Raw genomic sequence first — 25,936 nt, forward strand, 5'->3', positions numbered from 1 at the left:
AAACCCCGCTTCCCCCAAAGGGAGGCGGGGTTTTGTGTCCGGCCGGGCTAGGCGCCGAGGGGCGCCGCAGCCACGGCGGGGAAGGTCGGAGTCCGGGAACCACCGGCAGGCTCCACGGTGATGCCCAGCGAAGCTGCCGACGAAATGCCCTCCACCACGGCAGGCCGGGACAGCGCCTGTTCATCCATGAGGCCCTGGGACACCGGAGCGGACCCGTCCTTGGGGATCAGCCACATCTGGTACACCTTGCCCGGGGGAGGGGCGGGTACTCCGTTCATCTTGACGACCGCCGCGTTTTCCGACGGCGAGATGAACAGCGTGGCCGTTCCGCCACCGGAAACATCCACGGATGCTTCCCGGAGGTCTCCCGCCCGCACCACCTGGTTAACGGGGTCGTTCTGGTCGGCGACGTAGGCGCCGACACCGACACCGCCCAGGGCGATGGCCGCCGCTGCCGCCACGCCGGCGAGCCAGCGCCGGGTTGTCCCCGGCCTGCGCCGCTCTTCCCGTCGCCGGCGAGCCGCTGCGAGCTCGTCGCCGGCAGTACCGGCACCTGACTCCGGACGCGGACCCGCAGCGGGTGCTTCCCCGTGGGCGGGCAGCTGGGCCACGATGCGGTCAAAGAGATCGGCCGGAGGCTCCTCCTCCGCCCGGAACGTCCTGGCCAGCGTTTCCCTGGCCTGCCTGACCCGGTCAAGGAAGACGAGCCGCTCCGGCTCGGGAGCGGAAGAGATGTACTCGTCGATGGTGCGGCGCTCCTGCTCCGTCACGGCATCCAGGGCGTACAGCTCGGCCAGGTCAACGGCACGCCCCGAGGCGAGGTCCGCGGCGACGGTGTCGCCGAAGGAACCCCCGCGCGGCTGGTGCCCGTGGTTCATGTCTGTCATCTCAACTCACCCCCAAACAGGTCTTCAATCGGATCAGTCCGTCGCGGATGCGGGACTTGATGGTCGGTACTGCCGCGTTCAGCCGTTCTGCCACTTCGCGGTAGGTCAGGCCGCCGTAATAGGCGAGGCGGACCGACTCCTGCTGTGTTTCGGTCAACGTCCCCAGGCAGCGGACCACCGCCTCGGCTTCAAGCCTGCTGTCCACCTCGTCGGATACGCTGTCGTGCTCGATGTCCTGCGTGCTCGCCCCATACCGCGCCTCCCGGTCGCTTGAGGACTGGGAGGACCGGACCCTGTCCACCGCACGGCGGTGGGAGATGGTCATCAGCCACGACAACGGACTTCCTGCCGAGGGGTCGAACTTTGCGGCGTTCTGCCAGACCTGCAGGAAGACCTCCTGCGTGGTGTCCTCACTGAGCTCGGGATCGATCAGCACCCTGCGGGCCATGCCGAACACCCTCCGGGAGGTGAGCCGGTAAAACTCCGCGAAGGCTGCCTGGTCGCCGCGCGCAATTCCCTGCAGCAGGACAGCCAATTGCTGGCCCGAGTCAGCCGGGGTATCGGTCACGGCAGCCACAGCCTCGGTCTTTGGCGCGTTCGGGGTTTCCATTGCTACCAAGCATATGTCTCCCGGCGGCGAATCTTCATCAGCGCCGGTGGTGCGCCGGGCCGTCCCCGAACCTGCTTCCAACAGCGTCACCAGGCCCTCCTTACTCGCCCGTGGATTGCTTCACACAGGGATTCGGGGCCGGCGCCGGAACGGATGGGAGGTTCCGGAAGAATGTTCCTACGCCGGCCTGGATGGCTGCCGTGCGGGACGGATCATGCTGCGTGGACGGACCCGCCTACAGCTTGGCCCCGGCGAAGCCCTGCTGCCGCCAGGCTTCGTAGACGGCGATGGAGGCCGCGTTGGCAAGGTTCAGAGAGCGCAGCGCCGGAAGCATGGGCAGGCGAACGGTGGCAGTGACGTGCGGGTCGGACTTCAGCCCGGCCGGCAGCCCCACGGATTCGCGTCCAAACATGAGGACGTCGCCCGGCTCGTAGGCGATGTCCGTATAGCTAGACGTCCCGTCCGAGGTGAAGGCATAGACCCGCTCGGGTTCAAGATGGCGCCAGGCCTCCTCGATGCTCTTGTGCACCGTCACGACGGCAAGGTCATGGTAATCAAGGCCCGCGCGGCGTAGTTTGGCGTCGGAGAAATCGAACCCCAGCGGCTCTACAAGGTGCAGCTCCGCACCGGTGATGGCAGCCAGCCGGATGGCGTTGCCGGTATTGCCGGGAATTTCGGGTTCGTGGAAGAGGATGCGGAACACCATCCCATCCTAGCTACCGCGGTCAGTGCATGCCGCGCAGGAGGCGGGCGAGGACGGGCACGTTGACCGTATTGGGTGCCGGCCCCGAGGACAGGAACTCCTTGAGCCCGCGCACCAGCCCGGCGGCGTTCACGATCCGGACCGCTTCCAACTGGTCCCCGGAGCGGCGGTGCTGGTCGATGACCGGTTCATGAAGATTACCGCCGGGGCTGTGGATGACGGTCCATCCCGTGACGTTGAGCTCCGGGAAGACCTCCTGCATCGCCCGTACGGTGTGTGCCAGCCGGGGCGGCGCGATGGCCCGGCCGCCATGGTTCAGCGTCCGGCCGTCCCAGGCGTAGGCGCCCTTGGGAAGCAGCATGGAGCCAACAAGTGCCAGGCGGTACCCGGACAGCACGGCATGGTCGATGTGGCTGTTGTCCGCGGGGGACTGGAGGCCGTTCACCAGCCTCGCGGCGGGAATGGCCGGCAGGACCTGGCGGGTGAGGAGCTGGACCGTCCGCATTTCCCGCTGGATCCGCGCCTCCGCCCCAAAGATGCCCCGCTTCCGCGGCATCCCGTGAACCTGCCGGCTGGCGTGGGCCAGAGGTACCAGCGGAACCACAGTGCCGTCGTCGTAAGGGGGTTCGTAGATTGGCGGGTCACCCGCGGTGTTCCGGGGAACGCCCGGCCGGTGGACCGTGGCGGAAGCCCGGCTCCCTGCCGGCGGGGCATCGAAATGCGGACCGCTGTCCGCTGCATTTCCCCGGAAAGTTCCCGCCTGGTAGGAACGGTCGTACGCTTTGCGGCGCTGCGGGTCGATGAGGGTCTCATAGGCTGCCGTGACCTGCCTGAACACGGCAGCGTCACCGCCGTGATCCGGATGGGCGGAACGGGCAGCCCGACGGTACGCCAGCTTGATCTCTTTGTCCGTAGCCGTGACGGACACGTTCAGGACCTGGTAGTGGGAGCTGTTGCCCTCAGTCAAGCACTCTTCCTTTTCTCGGTGTGCCGGCCCGCGGGAATCCCGCGTGCCAAGTCTAGCCTCGCCGGTGCCTGCTGCCGTGTGCTCCGGCCATGTCCTGACAACGACCGCCCCGGGGGCGGGGGTTCCCGGAGCCGCGGAGTCTATAGACTCGTCTGGGCACGGCCGCGGGGGCGGTGCCGGAGCGGACTGGGGTGGACATGGACATGCCGACGGCGGACACTGCCGGGTGCTCACGGCCGGCTTGGATGCCGCTGAAAGCCATGGCCGGCGTTGTGCTGGCGGCTGTGCTGGGCGGATGCAGCGTGGACGTCAGGGACCCCACAGTCCCCGAACCCGTGCAGAGCCCGTCGGTACCGGCCACCCCCACCATCACTCCGGGCCACGACGCGGAAGCGGTGGCGGCCCGTGACCTGCCGTTCAGTGCCGGTACCGTCCTGGCGCAAGGGGTGCCGGTGGGAATCTCCGACGGGTTGAAGGAGGCCCCTGGCTGGAAACAGGTCAAGGACAACGTCGCGGGCGAAAGCCAGTACCTCAAGTCGGACGGCTGCCTGGTCGCGGCCAAGGTACGGGGAAACCAGGCGGCGCTGGCCGCAGGCGATGACCGCGCCTCCACCGTGGCGCTGTTCAAATACCTGGATCCCACCATCCTTCCTGAGTACCTGAAGACCGGGACGCTGCGCTGGGGGAACGACCCCGAAGCGCCGCCCCGCACGGTGGAGGTATTGGCGCTGGAACCGGCGGTCCCGCAGGGCGGCCGTGCCACGGCGGTGCTGGCCCGCCTTTTCGCCACCGCCGGCTCTTCCGTGTACGTCAGCGTGTCTTGCCCGGACGCCGCAACGCTGGCCTCGGCCCGGGCCGACGTGGCTGCGTCGCTGCCCTTGCTGCCGCCGTCGAACTGAGCTGTCCCCTCGGCACGCGGACTGAACGCCAGGCCGTGGGCTGCCTTCCCCGGGAGTTGCCTGTGCCCGGCAGCGGGGCCCTGCGATGCCACCGGGGATAGAATTGCAGGGTGCCCGCCTACCTCGACCACGCTGCCACCACCCCATTGTCGGCCGAAGCGCTGGCCGTCCTGACCCGTGAACTAAGCCGTACGGGAAACCCGTCCTCACTGCACGGATCCGGCCGCAGGGCGCGGCGGGCCGTGGAGGACGCCCGGGAAACTGTAGCGGCGGCAGCCGGAGCCCATCCCTCCGAAGTGATCTTCACCTCCGGCGGGACCGAGGCAGACAACCTGGCCGTCAAGGGCCTGTATTGGTCCCGTGTTGCCGAAGACCCGGCGCGTCGACGGATCCTGTGCTCCGCCGTCGAACACCACGCCGTCCTGGACACCGTGGAATGGCTGGAGCGGCACGAGGGCGCACAGGTGACGTGGCTTCCCGTGGACGGCGACGGCGTGGTGGACCTCGAGGCCCTGGCCGCCGAACTTGCCCGCGACCCCGCTTCCATAGCGCTGGTGACCGTCATGTGGGCCAACAACGAGGTCGGCACCATCCAGCCGGTCGCGCGGATCGTGGAACTGGCCCACGCCGCAGGGGTGCCCGTGCACTCAGACGCAGTGCAGGCCTTCGGCTCGGTGCCCGTCAACTTCAAGGAGTCGGGACTGGACGCGATGTCCGTCTCCGGACACAAGATTGGCGGACCCGTGGGGGTTGGCGCGCTCCTGCTTGGCCGCGCGGTCAAGCTGACTCCCGTCCAGCACGGCGGCGGACAGGAACGCGACGTCCGCTCAGGAACCCTGGACACGGCGTCCATTGCAGCGTTCGCGGCAGCGGCCGGCGCCGCGGTTTCGGCGCTGCCCGTGGAAAGCGCGCGCATCGCGGCCCTCCGCGACCTGCTGATCCAGGGCGTGCAGGACCGGGTGCCGGACGCCGTGCTGCGTGGCGCGCCCGGAGAGGGCCGGTTGCCCGGTAACGCGCATTTCACTTTCCCCGGTTGTGAAGGCGATTCCCTGCTGTTCCTGCTGGACTTGGCCGGAGTGGAATCCTCAACCGGTTCAGCGTGTACGGCCGGTGTGCCACGGCCCTCGCACGTTCTCCTGGCAATGGGGCTGGACGAGGAAACGGCCCGTGGCGCCCAGCGCTTCACCCTGGGCCACGCCTCAACGGGCGCCGACGTCGAGGCACTCCTGGCGGCGCTTCCCGACGCGTACGCACGGGCCCGGCAGGCGGGCATGGCCGGCCACGAATCCTCGATCCAGACCGCCGCCACGGCAGCCCGCCACGGGGGCTTTTGACCACGGGATTCCCTGGGCGTCCCGCGGCAGTGGATGCGTGCCGGCTGCCGGGCCCGGGCTGATTTGCAGGCGGAACGTAGAATGGATAGGCGGAGATCGTTTCCGGTCCAGCCCGGTCCCGCCCCAACAAGCCACTTCCTCCCGACAGAAAGCCAGCATGCGAGTTCTAGCAGCCATGAGCGGCGGCGTTGATTCCGCCGTTGCCGCCGCCCGCGCCGTCGAAGCGGGACATGACGTCGTCGGCGTCCACCTGGCGCTGTCCCGGATGCCCGGAACCCTCCGCACGGGGAGCCGTGGCTGCTGCACCATAGAAGACTCGCGGGATGCGTGGCGCGCCTGTGACGTCCTCGGCATCCCCTACTACGTCTGGGATTTCTCCGAACGCTTCAAGGAGGACGTGGTCCAGGACTTCATCGACGAATACGCGGCGGGCCGCACGCCCAACCCCTGCATGCGCTGCAACGAGCGGATCAAGTTCGCGGCGCTGCTGGAGAAGGCCCTGGCCCTGGGCTTCGATGCTGTCTGCACCGGCCACTACGCCAAGGTCATCGAGGATTCCGACGGCAACCGTGAACTCCACCGTGCCGCCGACTGGGCAAAGGACCAGAGCTACGTGCTCGGAGTCCTGACCCACGAACAGCTGAAGCACTCCATGTTCCCGCTCGCAGACACCCCGTCCAAGGCCGAGGTGCGGGCCGAAGCCGAGCGCCGCGGCCTCTCCGTGGCCAACAAGCCGGACAGCCACGACATCTGCTTCATCCCGGACGGAGACACAGCCGGGTGGCTGGCCGAGAAGATCGACATGGCCACCGGTGACATCGTGGATGAAACGGGCGCCAAGGTTGGGGAACACCCGGGTGCCAACGCCTTCACGGTGGGCCAGCGGCGCGGCCTGAAGCTGGGCCGGCCGGCCGCGGACGGAAAGCCGCGGTTCGTCCTGGAGATCCGCCCCAAGGAGAACAAGGTGGTGGTAGGTCCGGAAGCCCTGCTCGCCATCGACGAGATCCAGGGCATCAAGGTCTCCTGGGCCGGGCTTCCCATTGCCGAAGTGGGGACGGGCGAAGCCTTTGCCTGCCATGCCCAGGTCCGGGCCCACGGTGACCCCGTCCCGGCCCGTGCCTGGATGGAACAGGCCCCTGACGGCCGAACCGCTGCCGCCCGCCTCATGGTCCGCCTCGACGACCCCCTGCGGGGCGTGGCCCCGGGCCAGACGATCGTCCTTTACCAGGGCACCCGCGTCCTGGGCCAGGCCACCATCGACGCCGCCCGGTCGCTCCAGCGCGCAGAACTCTAGGGCAGCTGCGCCCCTGCCGCTTTCCCGGCGAGGGCCGATGCCCGGCACGGAAAACGCCGTCACGCCATGGCGCGGGGCGGCGTTTGCCGTACCCGGACCGTCGGGCATGGAGCGCTGCCCGGCAAAAAGTGGTTGCCCGGGTAAATTTTGTGTCTCAACTCACTTAAATGGCGCACCCGGGTGCTGACTCTCTGATTGAATCTACCCATCAGCACTGCGCGCCGCGGCCTGGGCTCATGCGTTCCGTGGCCGGCTCGCAGGTACTCATCGGACAGAAAGTTCAGAGATGACCAAGAGCAACAAAGCACTGCACGGCGCCATCGCGCTGGCAGGCATCTCCGCGCTCGCACTGACGGCCTGCACGGGCCCGTCGGGCGGCGGCGGATCATCCACCGGCGGCACCGGAGGCAACACCATCACCCTCGGGACGACGGACAAAGTGGTCACGCTCGACCCCGCAGGGTCCTACGACGCCGGTTCGTTCCTGGTGATGAACCAGGTCTATCCCTTCCTCCTGAACGCCAAGCCCGGCAGTGCGGACGCGTCCCCGGACATCGCCGAGTCGGCGTCCTTCACGGCGCCCACGGAATACACCGTCAAGCTCAAGCCGGGCCTGAAGTTCGCCAACGGCCACGCCCTGACCTCGTCCGACGTGAAATTCTCCATCGACCGCGTGGTGAAGATCGCCGACCCCAACGGCCCCGCCTCGCTCCTGAGCAACCTTGAATCCGTGGAGGCAACGGACGACACCACGGTCGTCTTCAAGCTCAAGGCGGCCAACGACCAGGTTTTCCCCGGGGTCCTGGCGTCCAACTCCGGACCGATCATCGACGAGGAAGTCTTCCCCGCGGACAAGGTCATGGGCGACGACGACATCGTCAAGGCCAAGCCCTTCGCCGGTCCCTACAGCATTGACAGCTACAAGAAGAACGAACTGATCAGCCTCTCGGTGAACTCCGACTACCAGGGCCTGCTGGGCAAGCCCGCCAACGACGGCGCCAACATCAAGTACTACGCCGACGCGAACAACCTCAAGCTCGACATCCAGGAGGGCAATATCGACGTTGCCGGCCGCTCGCTGACCGCCACCGACGTCGCGGACCTGGAAGGCAACTCCAAGGTCAAGGTGCACAAGGGGCCGGGCGGGGAACTGCGCTACATCGTCTTCAACTTCGACACCATGCCCTTTGGTGCCAAAGCTCCCGACGCCGATCCGGCCAAGGCCCTTGCGGTCCGCCAGGCGATGGCAAACATCGTGGACCGCGACGCCATTGCCAACCAGGTCTACAAGGGCACCTACCTTCCCGCGTACTCCGTGGTGCCGGAAGGCTTCCTCGGTGCGACCCAGCCGCTGAAGGACCTCTACGGCAACGGCGGGAAGCCGGACCTGGAGAAGGCCAAGAAGGTGTTCGCCGACGCCGGCATCAGCGGACCGGTGAACATCAAGCTCCAGTACAACCCGGACCACTATGGCAGCTCCTCCGGCGACGAATACGCCATGATCAAGGAACAGCTTGAAAAGTCCGGCCTCTTCACCGTGGACCTGCAGTCCACCGAGTGGGTCACCTACTCCAAGGACCGCACCGCCGACGCCTACCCCGTCTACCAGCTGGGCTGGTTCCCGGACTACTCCGACCCGGACAACTACCTCACCCCGTTCTTCGTTCCCGGAAACTTCCTGAAGAACCACTACGACAACCCCGAGGTGGCATCCCTGATCCAGAAGCAGCTGACCACTGTGGACAAGGATGAGCGGGTCAAGCTCCTGGGCGAGGCACAGGAAGCCGTTGCCAAGGACCTCTCCACCCTGCCGTTGCTGCAGGGCGCCCAGGTCCTGGTGGCAGGGGCGGACGTCAAGGGCGTGGAGACCACCCTGGATGCTTCCTTCAAGACCCGCCTGGGTGTCATCTCCAAATAGTCCGGCCACTTCTGCCCGCGGCGGCAACGAGGCGGGATGCCACCGGCATCCCGCCTCGTTGGCCGCCACCGCCGGTCCCCGGGGGAAGACCGGCACGGGCCCCCTAGCTTTTAGGTAATTCCATGACCACATTGATTGAAGCGCCGCCGGAGGACTCCGACGGACTGCTCCCGGCGAAGAAGAAATCGTCCGGAGGCGGACTCGGCCAGTACATCCTGATCCGCTTCCTCCTGATTTTCCCCACCATCCTCATCCTGGTCACCATGGTGTTCTTCCTGATGAGGATCACCGGGGACCCCATTACTGCCGCCATGGGCGGCCGGCTCCCGCCCAACCAGCTGCAGCAGCGGATCACCGCCGCCGGCTACGACCGCCCGCTGATCGTCCAGTACTTCGAGTACCTGGGCCAGCTGGTGACCGGCAACTTCGGCACCACCCTTTCCGACAACCGCAAGGTGACGGAAATGCTCACCACCTACGGCTCGGCCACCCTGGAACTGAGCATCAATGCCCTGATCGTGGCGCTGCTCGTGGGCATCCCCCTGGGGATGCTGGCCGCGCACCGCCGGGACCACGTACCGGACGCCGTCCTGCGCATCTTCGCCATCCTCTGCTACGCCACGCCCGTGTTCTTCGCCGGGCTGCTGCTGAAGCTGACCTTCTCCGTATGGCTGGGCTGGCTGCCTGTTGCCGGAAGGGCCAGGACCTCCACGGAACTGGCCCTGACATCACTGGAAGCCCCCACGGGCATCTACTGGCTCGATTCCCTGCGCAGCGGCAACATGGCAGCGCTGGGCGACGTGACGGCCCACGCCGTGCTGCCGGCCGTCGCCCTTGGGCTGCTGACGGCCGGAATCTTCCTGCGCCTGGTACGGACCAACGTCATCGGCACACTCGGCAAGGACTACGTCGAAGCAGGCAGGTCCCGCGGGGTGAGCGAGTTCCGGCTGGTGACCAAGCACGCCTACAAGCCGGCCCTGATTCCCATCATCACGGTAATGGGCCTGCAGATTGCCGTGATGCTCGGCGGTGCAGTGCTGACCGAGAAGACCTTCGAATGGAAGGGGCTGGGTTTCCAGCTGGCAACCTACCTGACAGCCCGGGACTATGTTGCCGTACAGGGCATCGTGGTGCTGCTGGCGGTCATCGTTGCCACCACCAACTTCATCGTGGACGTCATTGCCGCGCTGATCGATCCCCGCGTGAGGTACTGACCATGTCTGCAACAGAAGTTCCGGTACCCGTGGCCAACCCACGGGAATCCCTGTTACTGCGGCTGCCGGTGGTCTCCCACGTGCGCCAAAGCGTGGGGCTGCAGCGGGGGATGCTCCTCATGGGGCTTGTCCTGACGGGCGTGTTTCTCCTGACGGCCCTGCTCGCCCCGGTGATCGCACCCTACGGCTTCGCCCAGTTGTCCGACGCCGGGGGCAACTTCCCCGCGCAGCAGGCCCCCGGCGGCAAGCATCCCCTGGGCACCACCGTCGGAGGCTACGACGTCCTTTCCCGGGTCATGTGGGGAACGCAGACGGCACTGCTGGTGATCGTGATCGCCGTCGTGCTCTCCATCTTCGCCGGCGTCATCCTGGGCCTGGTCAGCGGCTACATCGGCGGGTGGCTGGACCGGATCCTCGTGGTCGTGGCAGACGCCATCTATGCCTTCCCCTCGCTGCTGCTGGCCATCGTCATGGCCATCGTGATCAGCGGCGGCCAATCCAGCCTCTTCGGTGGCGTGTTCGCGGCGGCGATTTCCATCACGGTGGTGTTCATCCCCCAGTACTTCCGGGTGATCAGGGCGGAGACCATCCGCCTCAAGGCCGAGCCCTTCGTCGAGTCGGCCAAGGTGGTGGGCGCCTCGAACCTGCGCATCATCACCCGCCACATCTACCGGAACGCCACACGGACGCTGCCGCTGATCTTCACGCTCAACGCGTCGGAGGCCATCCTCACCCTCGCCGCGCTGGGTTTCCTGGGCTTCGGCATCGAGCCCAGCTCGGCCTCCGAATGGGGCTTCGACCTGAGCAAGGCGCTCGCCGACACCACCTCCGGAATCTGGTGGACCGGTGTCTTCCCCGGCCTGGCGATCGTGTGGGTGGTCCTGGGACTGACCCTTGTGGGCGAAAGCATCAACGACCTGAACGATCCCCGCCTGCGCGGACGCAAACGCACCAAACGCAGGGTCCCGGCCGCTCCGGCTGCCAACGCCGCACCGGGAGCCGACCACGAATCGAGGAACCAGTGACCGAACAACGGGACACATCACCCGGCATGACGGGCCCCGACGGGAAAACCGTCCTGGACATCGACAACCTCCAGGTCACTTTCGCCACCGACGGCGGTGACGTCCACGCCGTCAAGGACGTCAGCCTGGACCTCAAGGCCGGCGAGGTGCTGGCCATCGTGGGGGAGTCCGGTTCCGGCAAGACCGTCACCGCGAAAACCATCCTTGGCCTCCTGCCGGAAACAGCCACCAGTTCCGGTGCCGTGCTCATCAACGGCACCAACATCATCAGCCTCAGCCCTGCCCGGCTCCGCCAGATCCGCGGACGGGACGTGGCCATGGTGTTCCAGGAACCATCAACGGCGCTGAACCCCGTCTTCACCGTCGGCTGGCAGATCGCGGAGGGCATTCGCGCCCACTCCGGCCAAGGCGGCGGCGCCCGCGTCTCAGCCAGGGAAGCCAAGGAGCGGGCCATCGAGGCCCTGCGGAAGGTGGGTATCCCGGATCCGGAACACCGGGTCAACTACTATCCGCACCAGTTCTCCGGCGGACAGAAGCAGCGGGTGGTGATCGCTGCAGCCCTGGCCCTGAACCCCGGGCTGATCGTGGCCGATGAACCAACCACAGCCCTGGACGTCACTGTCCAGGCCGAAATACTCGAGCTGCTCCGGGACCTGCGGAACCAGTACGGCACCTCCATTGTGCTGATCACGCACAACATGGGCGTGGTGGCAGACCTCGCCGACAGGGTGGTGGTCATGTATCGGGGCGACATTGTCGAGGAAGCTCCGGCCCCCAGGCTGTTCGCCGAACCGCGGCAGGAGTACACGCGTCAACTCCTGGCCGCCGTACCGCACCTGGGCCGCAACTCCGCCTCCGAAGGCATGACGGAGCGGAGCCACCAGGACGGGGAGATCCTCGTGGAAGCCCGCGACCTGACCATTGAATACCCGGGCCGGCTGGGCACGCCCGCCTTCAAGGCCGTTGACGGCGTCAGCTTCACGCTGTCCCGGGGCGAGGTGTTCGGACTGGTGGGGGAGTCCGGTTCCGGCAAGACCACCATTGGCCGCGCCATCGCCGGCCTTAACCGGACCACCGGGGGCAGCCTCAAGGTCCTGGGCTACGAGATGTTGAACATGCGGGAGAAGACGTTCAAGCCGCTCCGCAAGGATATCGGTTTCGTCTTCCAGGACCCGGCCGCCTCGTTCAACCCTCAGCTGACCATCGGCGAATGCATCGCAGAACCCATGCTGATCCACACCAGGCCCAGCGACGCGCAGGCGCGCAAACGCGTCGGTGAGCTGCTCGAATCAGTCCAGCTGCCGGCGTCGTACGCGGGCCGCTATCCCCACGAGCTCTCCGGCGGACAGCGGCAGCGTGCCTCCCTGGCGCGGGCCCTGAGCCTGAACCCGAGGCTGCTGATTGCGGACGAGCCGACGTCGGCCCTGGACGTCTCGGTGCAGGCGAAGGTCCTGGAACTGTTCCGGGACATCCAGCAGGAGTTCGGCTTCGGCTGTCTGTTCATCAGCCACGACCTTGCCGTGGTGGACATCCTCTCCACCTGGGTGGGGGTGCTCTACAAGGGCAAACTGGTGGAGCAAGGGATTGGCAACCAGGTCATGGGAAGCCCCCGGCACGACTACACGCGCCGGCTCATCGCCTCCCTTCCCGTGCCGGACCCGGGTGAGCAGTCGCGGCGGCGGGAAACCAACAGGGCACTGCTGGGGTTGTGACACCGGGCAGGACCTGCCTCCGGGGCGCCGGTACGGCAAACGCCGTACCGGCGCTTAACAGCCCGTGCGATCATGGCCGCTGCCCATAGACTGGAACCATGACGCAGCACAACCTCCACTCCTCCGATTCCGACGACTACGACCCCTCCGCCAGTTCGCTGGCCGGACAGGTGGACCAGTCGGTGATGGCTGAACTGCTGTCAATACGCTCCAGTATCGACAACATCGATGCGACGCTGGTTTACCTCCTGGCCGAACGGTTCAAGGCCACCCAGAAGGTGGGCTTCCTCAAGGCCACCCACCAACTTCCTGCCGGTGACCCGGGCCGGGAAGCAGCGCAGATCGCCAGGCTTCGCAGGCTCGCTGAAGATGCCCACCTGGATCCGGCCTTCGCCGAGAAGTTCCTGAATTTCATCATCGGTGAAGTGATCCGGCACCACGAGGCCATCGCCGAAGACCACCAGGCGGCGTCCGGCCGGCAGGCGCAGGCGCCGACACCCGCGTGACCGCCGCACAGCCCGGCGCCGCCATGTCGGTGCCGGAACGGACCGTACCCACAGAAGTAACCGCCACCGCGCTTGGCCCGTGGCCCGGCGACGACCCCCTGGAAGCCGCACGGACCATCCGCGGCGAACTGGGCAGCCCGCATGTCCCGTTCCTCGCAGAGCTTCCCGCCCGTGGCGTCGGCAGTGACGCGCTGGGCCGCACCGCGTCACTGCTGGAGGAGCTGGCAGTGGACGTCCAGCCTTTCGGCTGGCGGCTGGTGGACCGGCCCGGCCGGGACCACCGCCGGGCGGCCTCTGCATTGTCCACTGACATCAACGTCCTGGCCGACGTAGCCGGGGCGGAGGACAGCACGGCGCCGGAGGTCAAGGTGCAGCTGGTTGGCCCGTTGAGCCTGGCCGCCGGACTGCACCTGCACAACGGTGAGCGGGCACTGATCGACCATGGTGCCCGCAGGGATCTCGCCGCGTCACTGGCCGCCGGAGTGAAAGGTTACCTCCGCCGGGTCGCCGCTGCCGTCCCCGGGGCGCGGATCGTGGTCCAGGTCGATGAACCCGACATCGCGGCGGTCCTGGCCGGCACCATTCCCACCGCCAGTGGCTACCGCACCCTCCGTTCCGTCCCCGCGTCCGAGGCCCGGGAATCCTGGCGACTGGTGCTGGAGGCGCTGCACGCCGCCGGGGCCGGAGAGGCCGTGGTGGCAGTGCCGGAAGTCGAGGCGCCCTTTGAACAGATCCTGGCGGCCGGCGCGGACGGAATCGCAGTGCCCGTCAAAGCGTTGACTACGCGCCAGTGGGAGCAGCTGGCCGGCGCAGCGGAGGCGGGGAAGCGGCTCTGGATCGGGGCGCTCGATGTCACAGCCGGGGACCTCCCCAAAACGGCTGCGTGCGTCGATGGAGTATGGCGCCCCTGGCGGCAGCTTGGCCTTGCCCCGTCACTGCTTGGCAGTGTCCGGGTCACGCCTTCGGATGGTCTGGCGGGACTGACCCCGGCACGCGCGAAGGACGTCCTGTCCAGGCTGACCAGGATTGCTGACGGCCTCAACCAGCAGGTCCTCGGCTAGCGTCCTCAGACCCTGTTCTCCCACCTGTCCGGCTGGGCGTATCCCGGAAGGAAGGCCTGCGCCCGGTTGCCCCCGGCATAAGGACGCAACCTGTAGTCGAAGCTGCCGGCATAGACCAGCACCAGGCCGATCTGGGGCTGGATGACCTTGACCTGGATGCGGTGCTTTCCTGCCGGCCCGCCGGCAGGGTCCCACCATTGTTCAGCGTACGCCTTGGCATCCAGGGCGCCCGGCAGGGGGATGCGAAGCGGGCCGAGGAGCAGCCGCGACGCCTCGGACACGCCGCGCAGCTTCCCGTCCGCGGTCACGCTGAGGTTCAGGTCAGTGACCAGGCGCCGGTACCGGCCCACGTAATCCACGAGCTGGGAGCGTCCGTGCCGCCCGGTGATGCTGGTGGTGTCCTGGAACATCCGGGTGCGGCCGGGGAATCGGATCTCCCGCCGTGCTGTCAGGCTGGAGCGGCCGAACGGGTCCAGGTGTGCATGGTTCTCGATCCTGAACGGGACGCCTTCGCCGTACTCGGGGAAGAACGCTTCCTCGCTGCCGGTCAGCCGCAGCAGCGGCCGGAGCCAGGCCTGCCGGCAGCCCACGACGTCGAAGGTCCCCTCACCCACGCCGTACTGTCCCGAGCCGGGGGCCAGGGAGAAGTAGTCCTGCAGTTCAGGCTGCAGCCTGCGGAAGTCTTCACCGAGGGCCTGCTCGTAAATGGGGGTGCTCATGCTGGACCTCTCGCTGGGATGATGCGCTGGAATCACAATCTACCGGCAGCCTTGAGCCGAATGTACATGTCGGCCAGCCGGGGCGGCAGCTGGTGGGGTTCGGCGTCGACCACTTCCACGCCGAATCGGCGCAGCTCGGCGCTGACGGCGGTGCGCTGCAGGAGCGCCCGTTCCGCCGCGGCGGCACGGAAGACGCCCGCGGCGTCCTCCCGTTCGTCCAGCATGGTTCCCAGCTGCGGGTCACGGACCGCCGCAACCACTACCGTGTGCTGTGCGGCGAGCTGCGCGGCTGCAGGGATGAGGCCTTCCTCCGGCGCGCCCCCGTCCAGGCTGGTGAGCAGCACTACGAGTGAACGGTGGGCCGTGGCAGCCCGTACCTGCGCGGGGACGGCGGCCCAATCCATTTCGATGAGTTCCGGTTCCAGCGGTGCCATCGCCTGCACCAGCCGCCCCAGGAGGTTGCCCTTGCCCGCGGACCCGGCGCGGGCACGCATCCTCCGGTCGAAGGCCAGGAAGTCCACCCGGTCTCCACCGCGTTCGGCCAGGACGCCAAGCAGCAGCGCCGCTTCCAATCCGGTATCAAGGCGGGTTTCGTCGTCGATCCTTGCAGCGGAGGTGCGCGAGGTGTCCAGGACCATCACCACCCGCCGGTCGCGTTCGGGGCGCCAGGTCCGGACCACGACGGCGGAGCGCCGGGCCGTTGCCCGCCAGTCGATGGAGCGGACATCGTCCCCGCGGACGTAATCACGGAGCGAATCGAACTCCGTGCCGGCGCCGCGGATCTGCACGGCGGCTTTGCCGTCCAGTTCACGGAGCTTCTGCAGCTTTGACGGCAAATGGCGCCGCGACGTGAAGGGCGGGAGGACCCGGAGGGAACCTGCGGCTGCGATGGTCTGCTGGCGTGCTGCCAGCAGGAGCGGCCCGTAGGAGCGGACGGTGATGTGCGGGGATTTCAGGTCCCCGCGCCGGACCGGCCGCAGGACCACTGTGGCCCGCCTGCCCTCCCCGGCCGGAACGTCGATCTGCTGGACCGGATTTACGGCTCCGGCGGATGGTTGCCAGCCGTCGCGGAAGGAACCCCGCACCCGGCGACGGCCGTCGTTGTGGATGGCCAGCCCGGCATCCGCCCGCGCGTTCAGGGTGACGCTGGCCGCTCCGCTGCGGATGATCCGGAGTGAACGCGGCGAGCCGGCGAGCGCTGCGTCCACGCCTGCCAGCGCGGCCAGCGCTGCGGCAACAGCGAAGAATGTGCCCCATCCGGGCAGCAGCAGGACCGGAACGATCCCCAGCAGAACCAACAGGACGAACCGTCCGGAAACGGCCATCAGCGCGGGACGGGGACCGAGGCCAGGATGCTGCCCAGCACGTCGTCCACCCGCACGCCGTCCATTTGCGCCTCAGGCTGGAGTGCCACCCGGTGCCGCAGGCAGGGCAGCGCCAGCGCCTTCACGTCGTCCGGGGTGACGAACGTCCTTCCGGACAACCATGCCCAGGCGCGGGAGGTGTTGAGCAGGGCTGTCGCTCCGCGCGGCGAGACGCCCAGCAGGAAGGAGGGGGCACTCCGGGTGGCCCGCACCACGTCCACGATGTAGCCCACGATCTCGGTGGCGACGTCGACGTGCGCCACGGCGCGCCTGGCACGTTCGAGGTCCTGGGCGTCCGCCACCTTCCGGACACCTGCCGCGGCCAGGTCGCGGGGGTCGAAGCCGGCGGCGTGGCGCCTGATGACTTCCATCTCATCGGCCCGCTCCGGCAGCGGCATGGTCAGCTTGAGCAGGAACCGGTCAAGCTGGGCTTCGGGCAGGGGATAGGTGCCCTCATATTCCACCGGGTTCTGCGTGGCGGCGACCAGGAAGGGTGAGGGCAGCGGCCGGGGTTGCCCGTCCACCGAAACCTGCCGCTCCTCCATGGCTTCCAGGAGGGACGCCTGGGTCTTGGGCGGTGTCCTGTTGATCTCGTCGGCAAGCATGAGGTTGGTGAAGACCGGACCTTCACGGAAGGTGAACTCGGACGTATGGGAATCGTAGACCAGGGACCCGGTGACGTCGCCGGGCATCAGGTCCGGCGTGAACTGGACACGTTTCGTGTCGAGGTCCAGGGCGGCGGAGAGCGCGCGCACCAGCAGGGTTTTGGCGACCCCCGGTACTCCCTCCAGCAGCACGTGGCCGTGGGACAGCAGTGCAATGAGCATGCCCGTGACGGTGGCGTCCTGCCCGACCACTGCCTTGGCCACCTCCCGCCGCACGTCCAGGAGTGCCTGCCGTGCCGTGTCCTGTTCCAGGGGATCCAGGACCCGCTGGCCGCTGGGGTGTTCGTTCATCGGCTCTTAACCTCTTTCTCCAGGGTTTGCAGTTCCCGTGCCCAGGCCACCAGGCGTGCCTCGTTGCGGGGATGTTCACCAAACAGTTCCCGGACTTCGGCGGCCGGCCGGCCCAGCGATCGGGCCGCGGCGGCCGTAACCTGCTCGGCGGTGGCACCCGGACCGAGCCGGAGGGACGCGGCGAGCCGGGACAACGTTCCGGCGCGCAGGTTGTCCCGTGCCTGTTCGTCAGCCCGGGCGTCGTGGTACAGGCGGGCCCGGCCTTCCGCGGTTTCCACGGCCTGGACCACCACGGGAAGCGGTTCGAAGACCAGCGGTCCCTGCCGGCGGCCACGCCAGGCCATCGCGGCCAAGGCAACTATCACCAGCCAGGGCCCGACGAACCGGGCCCAGTCCGGGGTCAGTTCCCCCAGGGTGCGGGGCGTGCCGTCCACGGCCACCTCGCCCAGTGACGGCAGGTACCAGACCAGGTCCGCGGAACTGCCCAGCAGCCGGAGCGCGAGCGCGGCGTGGCCCATGGAATCCAAGTGTCCGTTGTCCAGCACGGCGGTGCTGCCCAGGACTACGAGCCGGCCGTCCGCGCTGACGGAAAGCAGCCCGGCGGGGGAGCCGGGCGGACGGTAACAAGTGGTGCCGCCGTCGTAAACGAAGCCCGACCCGCCATTTACCTGACCCGCCGCCTGCGCGTCCGGCAGGGCGCAGCCCGGCTCCAGTGCGGGGGATCCGTCCGGCACGACGCCGGCCTGCCGGACGCCGCTGTCCAGGGCGCGCAGCGTGTCGAACCGTGGCGAGACCACCACTGTCCGTGTGCTTGCCGCCGTCAGCGACTTGATCCGGTCCGCATCCAGGATGCCGTTCCGGTCATAGAGCAGCAGGGTGGGGGCTTCGCCTGCCGTCAGGGCGTCCATGGCTTCCCCGTGCGTCCGGGCATCATGGACTTCCACGCCGTGGCGGCCCAGGATCTGTGCCACAGCCCGCGCCCCGCCCGGGCCCGCATTGCTGACGGACAGCGGAACGTTGTCCCCCTTGGGCGCCAGCTGGCCCCAGACCACCAGGCCGAGCGCGACGGCGACCACGGCAGCCAGCGCGGCACGTCCCCGGTGCCGCCGCATCCTCGAGCGGAGCCGGCCGGCCTTCCCGCCCGGGGCACCCTCCCTGGCGGTGCCGGCCTCCTCCGCGGTGCCTGCCTGATCCGCGGGTCCCGTTATCTCCGCGATGCCCGTCACCGCAGGTCCGCCGGTTCAGGCAGCGCGGGGGAGCGGTGCGGTTTGGCGGACTCTAGTTCCTGGTCCAGGCGGAGCATGTCCCGGTAAATTTCCTGCCCGGCAGGCTTTCCGCCGTAACGGACGGCGTCGAACTCTGCCGCTGCCCAGGCAAGCTGCGGGGCGTAGGTGGTGAAGGGCACCGCGAGATCGCGCACAACCTCGTCGGCGGTGCGGCCAGGCTGTGGGTCGATGATGGTCCTGTCTTCCGCCGAGCGGACCAGGGCGCGGAAGCGGTCCACCACCGCTTCCTCCCAGCGCCCCGCCGCGGCTGAGCCTTCGGCGCGCCGCCGGAAATCGTCCGCTGTGGTGGCGGTATCGGCGTCGAAGATGTCCTTTCCTGGCCGGCGGGCGGCAGGGTTCAGCCGCGGACGGGCCAGGATGATGGCGACTGCCACGACCAGGACGACGACGATGGCAATGACCGGGGAAGGGACTGCGCCGCCTGCGTCGCCGGGACCGCCCAGCGATGCGAGCCAGTCAAGGAAGTCCTGCCAGGCCTTGCCGAGCCAGGACGGCTGGGCCTCCCGGTATTCAGGTTTGGCCAGTTCCTCCGCCGCCCACTGGCGCGCCTGCCCGGAATCAGGGAGGACCGGCGGCTCAGCGGACATCCGGCCAGGCTCCTCCGGCGTGCCCTTGTGCGGGCCCAGGCCCGGTGTTCCTGCCCGGCACGCCATCAGGATCAGCCCCGGACTCCAGGAGCCTCAGGAGAGTGATGTCCAGTCCGTCCTTGCGCATCCGGAGGTCCATATACAGCAAAGCCATGACACAGGTCTGGAACGCGTAGCCCAGGGCGCCCACCACGCCGCCCAGCACCGCGGTGGCAACGCCCACCGCCACCGCCGCGCCGGCATCCGGCCCGCTTCCGCCGTTGGGGGAGGCCACACTGGTCAGGAAGCCGGTCAGCAGGCTGACGGGGATCATCACCACCTGGCTGATAACGCCCACCAGGATGCTCACCACCAGGGTGATCCCCAGGATCCGCCACCAGTTGGACCGGGTGAGCTGCCAGGACCGCCGCAGCGCAGCCACGGGCCCCAGTTCCTCGATTACCACCGCCGCGGGCGCCACCATCACCTTGATGGCAATCCAGACAAAGACCGCGAAGAAGGCGGGAATGAGCGGAATCAGGAAGAGAAGGCCGGAGGACCGGTCGGTGCCGGCCGCGAGGGCCACTGCGGCGCCGGCCAGCAGCAGGAACGCCAGCAGCGCCGCGGCCATCAACAGGGCCGCCAAGCCGATCAGCGCGCCTGCGCGGGATTTGGAGAGCGACCACATCCGGCGGAAACCTGTCCGCCTGTTCAGGATCGAGCGGGCCACCGGCACCACCATGGCGCCCTGGAGGACCGCCGAGAGGAACATCGTCAGGATCCCGGCCGCCGTCAGGGCGCCGAAGAAGCCAAACCCCATGGCGGCGAGGTCCGCGGGACTGGCGCTGTCCACCCAGTCTTCGATGGAACCGGACGACACCGCGGTCATGGCCGTGACGACCGCGGCAACAATCGCGGACAGCGACTGCGCCAGCAGCGCAGCACCGAGCATGGCCTGCGGATTCCGCCGGATGGCCTGGAAGGATCCGTCAAGGATTTCGCCGAACATCAGCGGCCGCAGCGGAATGATCCCTGGCTTGGGCGGAGCCACGTAGCGCGGCTGGCCATATCGACTTCCGGGGTAGGGCTGACCGTACGGAGGAACCTGCTGAGGCTGGGGGTAGCCGTTTCCGGGCTGCGCGGTGGGCGGACCCATCCACGGCTGCTGCCGGCCGTAGCCGGGGTAGCCCGCCTGGGGTGCTGCACCTCCCCACTGTCCGGGTGGCGCCCACGTCGGCGTGCCGCCCCACGGTCCACCGCCCTGCGCAGGGGCCTGGTCCGGCGTCCGCGGCCGGCCCTCGTCCGGGCCGTGGGAGGGCGGTCCGGGCACGCCCGGTTCCTGGCGTCCTGAATCCTGCTCTGACACGCTGTTCCTTCCCCCAATCCCAGCCGGACTGGCGTCCCGTGGCCGGCCCTGGCGTCGCCGGCCGGCGGGAAGGTCCGGCACGCTCCCAGCCTATAGTTCCGGCGTCGGGCGTCCTAGCGTTGCGCCATGCCGAACGCGCTCAACACGACAAAGCCCCTCTGATAAGGGAATATATAACTATGAAGGCACGCATTCTGGTGGTTGATGATGATGAAGCGCTGGCCGAAATGATTGGAATTGTTCTTCGCAACGACGGCTTCGAACCCGTCTTCTGCGCCGACGGCGCCCAGGCGCTTGACACCTTCCGGTCATCCCGGCCGGACCTGGTACTGCTGGACCTCATGCTTCCCGGCGTGGACGGCATCGAGGTCTGCCGGCAGATCCGGTCCGAGTCCGATGTTCCCATCGTCATGCTCACCGCAAAGTCGGACACATCCGACGTCGTCCGCGGCCTGGAATCCGGCGCCGACGACTACGTGCCCAAGCCCTTCAAGCCTGCCGAACTCGTTGCCCGTGTCCGCGCCAGGCTGCGCCCGGGCGACCAAAAGGCCCCTGAAACACTGCGGATAGCCGACATCACCATCGATGTCGCCGGCCACACCGTCAGCCGAGGAAACGAGCGGATCTCCCTGACGCCGCTTGAATTCGACCTGCTGGTGGCCCTTGCCCGGAAACCGTGGCAGGTGTTCACCCGCGAGCTCCTCCTCGAACAGGTGTGGGGTTACCGCCACGCGGCAGACACCCGGCTGGTCAACGTCCATGTCCAGCGCCTGAGGTCCAAGATCGAGCAGGACCCGGAAGCCCCGGAAGTTGTATTGACGGTGCGTGGTGTCGGCTACAAAGCAGGGGCCTGACCCCGCATCCTCCGACGGGGAACGCCCGGCCGGCGTCCCCCTGCAGGCGACCCCCGGGGATGCCGCGTCACCTGGGGAGCACCCGACGCCGGAACCCCGCCACGTGCCCGAACACACCGACGCCATCACGCCGCGCTACCGGCGGTTCGCCTTCCGTTGGCGGATCTGGCAGCGGCGCGCACTGATCGTCAGCCTCCGCGTGGCCCGCCTGGTAGGAACCGGCGTCCGGCGGTTCCTGCCCGCACTGCGGTATGTGGGGCGTGCCCTGCAGCGGCGCTGGCGCCGGTCCCTGCAGTTCCGCACGGTCCTCACCACGCTGCTTTTGGCCGTCACCTCCTTCGCCGTGGTGGGCGCCTACCTGTCGAACCAGATCGCCAACAACCTCTTCCAGGAACGGCTCACCCAGGCCGAATCCGAGACCCGCTACAACGTCAAGCAGGTCCAGGAAACGTTCGACGGCGCTCAGGTCACCGACCAGTCGAGCGTGATCACCCTGGTGTACGACACCCTTAACGCGGTGGAGGGCCGCGGCTCGGTCATCCAGCGCCGCTACGTCTTTGAAGCGATGCCCGAACAGACCAAGCCGCGCAACCGCTGGGTTGAATCCCGGGCATCCGACCAGCTCACCGTCAGCGTCATCCCGCCGGAGCTGCGCAAAGCAGTGCAGGAATCGGGGAAGGACCAGTACTGGGCGTCCACCGTGATCCCGGTCGGCACCGAGGACCGGCCCGGGATCGCCGTCGGCAACAAAGTCACGTTCAACGGAACGGTCTACGAGCTGTACCTGATCTACGACCTCAACACGGCGCAGCAGACCCTCGACGAAATCCAGAGTGTCCTGTGGGCCGGCGGCGCCGTGCTGGTGCTCCTGATCGGTGCCGTGGCCTGGTACGTCACCCGGAACGTCGTGAGCCCGGTCAGCCACGCCGCCATGGTGTCGGAGAAGCTGGCCGCCGGACAGCTGCAGGAACGCATGGTGGTCCGGGGCGAGGATGAGGTGGCCCGCCTGGGTGCGTCCTTTAACCACATGGCCGCCAGCCTGCAGGAACAGATCACGCAGCTGGCCACCCTGTCCCAGATGCAGCAGCGGTTTGTGTCCGACGTGTCGCACGAACTGCGCACCCCGCTCACCACTGTCCGGATGGCAGCAGAAGTCCTCTACGACGCCCGCGGCGACTTCGACCCCATTAACAAGCGCTCCGCGGAACTGCTCTACAACCAGGTGGAGCGTTTCCAGTCGTTGTTGTCGGACCTGCTGGAGATTTCCCGCTTCGATGCCGGGGTCGCGGTGCTGGATGCCGAACCCGAAGACATCCTCCAGGTGATCGCGCACGTCATCGAAGGCGCGGCGCCCGTCGCGGCCGAGTACGGATCCGAGATCGTTCTCAGCGCCCCCGAGGACGCCATTGTGGTGGACATGGATGCCCGGCGGATCGACCGGATCCTGCGGAACCTGATCCTCAACGCCGTCGAGCACGGCGAGGGGAAACCTGTGACCGTCACCGTGGCAGCCAACCGGACCGCCGTCGGAATTGCCGTCCGGGACCGGGGCATCGGCATGGACCCGGCCGAAGCGGCGCGCGTCTTCGACCGTTTCTGGCGTGCTGACCCCGCCCGGGCCCGTACCACCGGCGGAAGCGGACTCGGGCTGTCCATCGCCACGGAGGACACCAAACTGCACAACGGCTGGCTGCAGGCCTGGGGGAGGAAAGGCAGCGGAGCCAACTTCCGGCTGACCCTGCCGCTCCGCCAAGGAGAAGAGATCGAAGAATCGCCCGTGCAGCTCGAACCGGAGGGTGCCAGCGCGGCGGGCGAGCCTGGCAGCGTTCCGCGGGAACCCGACACCAGGAACATCCTGGTCCTGGAAACCGGCGCCGCACGGCTGGCGCCGGTGCCAACGTCAAAGGAGAATCCATGACCGGCCGCCGGGCACAGGTTGGCGCGTTCCTGCTGGCGGTGCTGGTGGTCCTGGCCGCGGGCTGCGCCCGCATCCCCACTTCCGGCCCCGTGGGCAAGAGCAGCGAAGGCAGCGCAGGCAACCTCAACGCCCCTGTCTTCCTGCCCGCCGCACCCCAGGCGGGGGCCTCGCCGGAGACCATCATCGACTACTTCTACCGGGCCGGCAGCGGCTACGAAGACGACTACGCCGTTGCCCGCCAGTATCTGACGCAGGCGTCGTCGGTGTCCTGGAAACCTGACCAGCGCGCCCTCGTCTACCGCGACGCGCGGGTGGTGGCCACGGATACCGAGAACGTCTACAACTACGAACTCGACGTCGCCTACACTGTCGACGCCGACGGCATCACCACGCAGTCGCCCGAGGGGACTGTGGAGAAGATTCCGGTGACGGTCACCCAGGTGGACGGAGAATGGCGGATCTCCGCGATCCCCGACGGCACCGCCATCGCCGAGGAAACCTTCAAGGTGATCTACGGCGCCTATCCCATTTATTTCTACGATCCCACCTTCACCTACGCCGTGCCGGATGTCCGCTGGTTCATCCGCAACAAGACCGTGAAGGCCATGACCAGTGCCCTCTTGGCCGGGCCCGCACCCTACCTGCGCGGTGCGGTGGCCAGCGCCTTCCCCTCGGGCATCAAACTGGCCCGGGAATCGGTGCCCGTGGTCTCCGGCGCGGCGCAGGTGGACCTCACGGCCAAGGAACTCATGGAGACGTCCCCGGAGGACCGGCTGCGGATGCAGATGCAGCTCACGCTGACTTTCCGCAGCCAGCCCGACGTCGTCAACGTTGAACTGCGCGCCAACCAGGACCTGGTGCGGGTCGAGGACAACGGCTCGGTCCTTCCGCCGGTGCAGGACAAGAACACCCCGACACGGCAGATCGCCGTCAGCGGCAACGAACTGGTGCGCTATGAAAACAACAGGGTTTCGCCCCTTCCCGACATGCAGCCGGTGTCCGCCCTTAACCCGCGGCTGCCTGCCGAGTCGCCCGTCTCCCAGACCGCTGCCTTCCTGAACGAGAGCCGCACCACCCTGTACAGCATCAATCCCGGCCAGCCTGCCCGTGCCCTCACCACACGCAGCACCCTGAGCCGTCCCTCCTTCAGCCTCAACGACTGGGTATGGACAGCCGGCCCCGGCGGGAACGGCGCCACGGAAGTGGTCGCCTTCCGTCCCACCGGGGTCGCCGAAGGAGCGGCGGTGCCGTCGGTGACCCTCGCGCCCTCATGGCTGGCCGGCCGCTCCGTCAAGGAATTCCGGGTATCACGGGAGGGCGTCAGGGCGCTGGTCATCTCGGAACAGAACGGCCGGACACGGGTCCAGGTGGCCGGCATCATCCGCGCCGGCGACGGCACGCCGCGTGAACTGACGCAGCCGGTCACCCTGGCCACCGACAGCAACCCGGACCAGGGCGCCTGGGTCAACGACACCACCGTGGTGGTCATGAAGGGCGCAGCTGCAGCCAACGTCACGCCGGAACTGCTGTCCCTCACCTCCGGACAGCCCCAGCAACTCGCCCCCTGGCCAGGCCTCGTTGCCCTCAGCGCCGGAAACGGGGCCGAGGAAATCTACGGACAGTCGGCGGAGGGCATCTTCCAGCGGCTGGGCAACGGCTGGTCCACGCAGATCAAGGGCCCCATCGACCCGTCCTTCCCCGGCTAGGCATCCGGACGTTCCGCCCCGCAGGAAGCCGGCCGGACGCCGGCCGGATCCACATAGCGGCAGACGCCCGTTCCATGAAGGGGCTGGAACAGCGAACCTTGGTACATGAGCAGCCCCCGCCAGCCGGCATGGGACCCGGCATACCGCCGCGACCCCGACCTCTGTCCGCCCCAGCCCTCCGCCCGGCACCGCTCGGACCATGCCACACGCCTGCTGAGGCTGTATCAGCAGGTGGCCGGCGCCGCGGGGGACGTGCTGGCCCTCGCCGTTCCGGCCGACTGCGTGTGCTGCGGTGCGGAGGACCACGAACTGTGTCCCCGCTGCGCCCGGAAGATCCGTGCGCTCACGGCCACCCCGTTCCGCGCCGAAGGTGCAGCCCCGGCCCTGATGGATGTCAACGGGACCATCCTGCTGCCCGTGGTGGCCGCGGGCGTGTACAGGGAAGAGCTGGCCCAGGCCTTGCTGTCGTTCAAGCGCCACGGCCAGCATCAGCTCCGGGCCCGCCTTGGCCGCGCCCTGGCCGGCGCCCTGCGGGCCGCCGCAGGCGACGGGGACCCGCCCGTGCTGGTACCGGTTCCCACCAGTACCGCTGCGTACCTGGAGAGGGGCTTCAGCCCGGTCCACCTGCTCCTCGCTGACGCCGCACGGCAACTGCCGGGGTCGGTCCTGCAGGACGTCCTGTCCAAAGCCGGCCGGGACGGAGTGCGGCTGCCCGGAGGCCAGAAAGGCCTCGGCCGGGGTGCCCGGACCAGCCGCGTCAGGGGCTCCATGGCGGTCCGCCGCCGTTCCCGCACCCGGGTATCGGGTGTCCGCTGCATCATCGTCGACGACGTCCTCACCACCGGCGCCACACTTGCCGAAGCTGCCCGCGCACTGCACCACGGCGGAGCCCGTGTGGCAGGGGCTGTGGTCCTGGCCGCCACCCGTCCGCCCGCAGCGGAAGTACCCGGTGACCCGGCAGCGGGGCAGGGACGCGGCGACCATGACTTAGAAAAAAATAAACCAGGAAAGGATGAATAACGGATGACGATGAACTAACGTCGGTGATGGGTACCAAGACAGAATGTACCT

23 protein-coding genes are annotated in these 25,936 nt (G+C 68.1%); 13 read left to right on the forward strand and 10 right to left on the reverse strand.

The genetic code is table 11. From position 1 onward, the window contains the following. Window positions 1-47 precede the first annotated feature (47 nt). From AS031_RS03365 to AS031_RS03380, 4 genes are all read right to left on the reverse strand, one after another. Window positions 48-887, reverse strand: coding sequence for an anti-sigma factor (locus AS031_RS03365; RefSeq protein ID WP_058266687.1), 840 nt, complete (start codon window positions 885-887; stop codon window positions 48-50). Between the two features lies 1 nt (window position 888). Then, window positions 889-1,497 (reverse strand): sigma-70 family RNA polymerase sigma factor, encoded by a 609-nt coding sequence (locus AS031_RS03370; protein ID WP_058266688.1) that lies wholly within the window; start codon window positions 1,495-1,497, stop codon window positions 889-891. A 235-nt stretch (window positions 1,498-1,732) separates the two neighbouring features. Further along, window positions 1,733-2,200 (reverse strand): tRNA (cytidine(34)-2'-O)-methyltransferase, encoded by a 468-nt coding sequence (locus AS031_RS03375; RefSeq protein ID WP_058266967.1) that lies wholly within the window; start codon window positions 2,198-2,200, stop codon window positions 1,733-1,735. A 22-nt stretch (window positions 2,201-2,222) separates the two neighbouring features. Beyond that, window positions 2,223-3,167 carry a J domain-containing protein gene (locus tag AS031_RS03380; RefSeq protein WP_058266689.1) on the reverse strand — a complete coding sequence of 315 codons (945 nt, stop codon included), beginning with the start codon at window positions 3,165-3,167 and terminating at the stop codon, window positions 2,223-2,225. Between the two features lie 245 nt (window positions 3,168-3,412). Between AS031_RS03380 and AS031_RS03385 the strand changes: the two genes are divergently transcribed. The 9 genes from AS031_RS03385 to AS031_RS03425 all read left to right on the forward strand — a co-directional run bounded on the left by AS031_RS03385 (window position 3,413) and on the right by AS031_RS03425 (window position 14,130). Continuing rightward, window positions 3,413-4,066 carry a hypothetical protein gene (locus tag AS031_RS03385; RefSeq protein ID WP_228379552.1) on the forward strand — a complete coding sequence of 218 codons (654 nt, stop codon included), beginning with the start codon at window positions 3,413-3,415 and terminating at the stop codon, window positions 4,064-4,066. 110 nt (window positions 4,067-4,176) lie between these two features. After that, on the forward strand, window positions 4,177-5,400 hold the full coding sequence (locus AS031_RS03390; RefSeq protein WP_058266690.1) for a cysteine desulfurase family protein: 1,224 nt from the start codon (window positions 4,177-4,179) through the stop codon (window positions 5,398-5,400). A 157-nt stretch (window positions 5,401-5,557) separates the two neighbouring features. Then, complete coding sequence (gene mnmA / locus AS031_RS03395; RefSeq protein WP_058266691.1) at window positions 5,558-6,694, forward strand: tRNA 2-thiouridine(34) synthase MnmA; 1,137 nt, start codon at window positions 5,558-5,560, stop codon at window positions 6,692-6,694. Window positions 6,695-6,980: 286 nt separating this feature from the next. After that, a complete protein-coding gene (locus AS031_RS03400; RefSeq protein WP_058266692.1) occupies window positions 6,981-8,612 on the forward strand; it encodes an ABC transporter substrate-binding protein in 1,632 nt (543 codons plus the stop codon). Window positions 8,613-8,734: 122 nt separating this feature from the next. After that, the gene (locus AS031_RS03405) at window positions 8,735-9,826 is read left to right on the forward strand and encodes an ABC transporter permease (protein ID WP_058266693.1); all 1,092 of its coding nucleotides are present in this window, start codon (window positions 8,735-8,737) and stop codon (window positions 9,824-9,826) included. Window positions 9,827-9,828: 2 nt separating this feature from the next. Next, window positions 9,829-10,851, forward strand: a complete 1,023-nt coding sequence (locus AS031_RS03410; RefSeq protein ID WP_058266694.1) for an ABC transporter permease — start codon at window positions 9,829-9,831, stop codon at window positions 10,849-10,851. 26 nt (window positions 10,852-10,877) lie between these two features. Next, window positions 10,878-12,563 carry an ABC transporter ATP-binding protein gene (locus AS031_RS03415; RefSeq protein WP_058266695.1) on the forward strand — a complete coding sequence of 562 codons (1,686 nt, stop codon included), beginning with the start codon at window positions 10,878-10,880 and terminating at the stop codon, window positions 12,561-12,563. 98 nt (window positions 12,564-12,661) lie between these two features. Further along, the gene (locus AS031_RS03420; RefSeq protein ID WP_058266696.1) at window positions 12,662-13,069 is read left to right on the forward strand and encodes a chorismate mutase; all 408 of its coding nucleotides are present in this window, start codon (window positions 12,662-12,664) and stop codon (window positions 13,067-13,069) included. A gap of 23 nt (window positions 13,070-13,092) precedes the next feature. Beyond that, window positions 13,093-14,130 (forward strand): uroporphyrinogen decarboxylase/cobalamine-independent methonine synthase family protein, encoded by a 1,038-nt coding sequence (locus AS031_RS03425; protein ID WP_058266969.1) that lies wholly within the window; start codon window positions 13,093-13,095, stop codon window positions 14,128-14,130. A 5-nt stretch (window positions 14,131-14,135) separates the two neighbouring features. On the opposite strand, the gene AS031_RS03430 is transcribed toward AS031_RS03425, so the two are convergent. From AS031_RS03430 to AS031_RS03455, 6 genes are read right to left on the reverse strand one after another with little or no spacing between them, the layout of a single operon-like run. Continuing rightward, window positions 14,136-14,849, reverse strand: a complete 714-nt coding sequence (locus AS031_RS03430) for a DUF4166 domain-containing protein (protein WP_058266697.1) — start codon at window positions 14,847-14,849, stop codon at window positions 14,136-14,138. 32 nt (window positions 14,850-14,881) lie between these two features. Continuing rightward, window positions 14,882-16,174 (reverse strand): DUF58 domain-containing protein, encoded by a 1,293-nt coding sequence (locus AS031_RS03435; RefSeq protein ID WP_058266698.1) that lies wholly within the window; start codon window positions 16,172-16,174, stop codon window positions 14,882-14,884. Continuing rightward, entirely contained in the window at window positions 16,174-17,169 is a 996-nt protein-coding gene (locus AS031_RS03440) for an AAA family ATPase (protein WP_058266699.1), read from the reverse strand. Before AS031_RS03440 ends, AS031_RS03435 begins: the two co-directional genes overlap by 1 nt. Further along, window positions 17,166-18,395, reverse strand: a complete 1,230-nt coding sequence (locus AS031_RS03445; protein ID WP_228379553.1) for a DUF4350 domain-containing protein — start codon at window positions 18,393-18,395, stop codon at window positions 17,166-17,168. The genes AS031_RS03440 and AS031_RS03445 overlap by 4 nt, the downstream gene beginning before the upstream one ends. Continuing rightward, on the reverse strand, window positions 18,392-19,042 hold the full coding sequence (locus AS031_RS03450) for a DUF4129 domain-containing protein (protein WP_058266700.1): 651 nt from the start codon (window positions 19,040-19,042) through the stop codon (window positions 18,392-18,394). The genes AS031_RS03445 and AS031_RS03450 overlap by 4 nt, the downstream gene beginning before the upstream one ends. Continuing rightward, the gene (locus AS031_RS03455) at window positions 19,032-20,387 is read right to left on the reverse strand and encodes a DUF7847 domain-containing protein (protein WP_228379554.1); all 1,356 of its coding nucleotides are present in this window, start codon (window positions 20,385-20,387) and stop codon (window positions 19,032-19,034) included. Before AS031_RS03455 ends, AS031_RS03450 begins: the two co-directional genes overlap by 11 nt. A gap of 179 nt (window positions 20,388-20,566) precedes the next feature. On the opposite strand from AS031_RS03455, the gene mtrA reads away from it, so the two are divergent. The 4 genes from mtrA (at window position 20,567) to AS031_RS03475 (ending at window position 25,885) form a co-directional block, all read left to right on the forward strand. After that, window positions 20,567-21,241: an MtrAB system response regulator MtrA gene (mtrA, locus tag AS031_RS03460; RefSeq protein ID WP_058266701.1), complete on the forward strand. Its 675-nt coding sequence runs from the start codon at window positions 20,567-20,569 to the stop codon at window positions 21,239-21,241. A 103-nt stretch (window positions 21,242-21,344) separates the two neighbouring features. Next, window positions 21,345-23,159, forward strand: coding sequence for an MtrAB system histidine kinase MtrB (gene mtrB, locus AS031_RS03465; RefSeq protein WP_228379555.1), 1,815 nt, complete (start codon window positions 21,345-21,347; stop codon window positions 23,157-23,159). After that, window positions 23,156-24,865 carry an LpqB family beta-propeller domain-containing protein gene (locus AS031_RS03470; RefSeq protein ID WP_058266703.1) on the forward strand — a complete coding sequence of 570 codons (1,710 nt, stop codon included), beginning with the start codon at window positions 23,156-23,158 and terminating at the stop codon, window positions 24,863-24,865. Before mtrB ends, AS031_RS03470 begins: the two co-directional genes overlap by 4 nt. Before the next feature lie 105 nt (window positions 24,866-24,970). Next, complete coding sequence (locus AS031_RS03475; RefSeq protein WP_058266704.1) at window positions 24,971-25,885, forward strand: ComF family protein; 915 nt, start codon at window positions 24,971-24,973, stop codon at window positions 25,883-25,885. The last annotated feature ends 51 nt before the right edge of the window (window positions 25,886-25,936 follow it).

It is taken from the genome of Pseudarthrobacter enclensis (assembly GCF_001457025.1).
In the GTDB taxonomy this organism is placed as follows: Bacteria; Actinomycetota; Actinomycetes; order Actinomycetales; family Micrococcaceae; genus Arthrobacter; species Arthrobacter enclensis.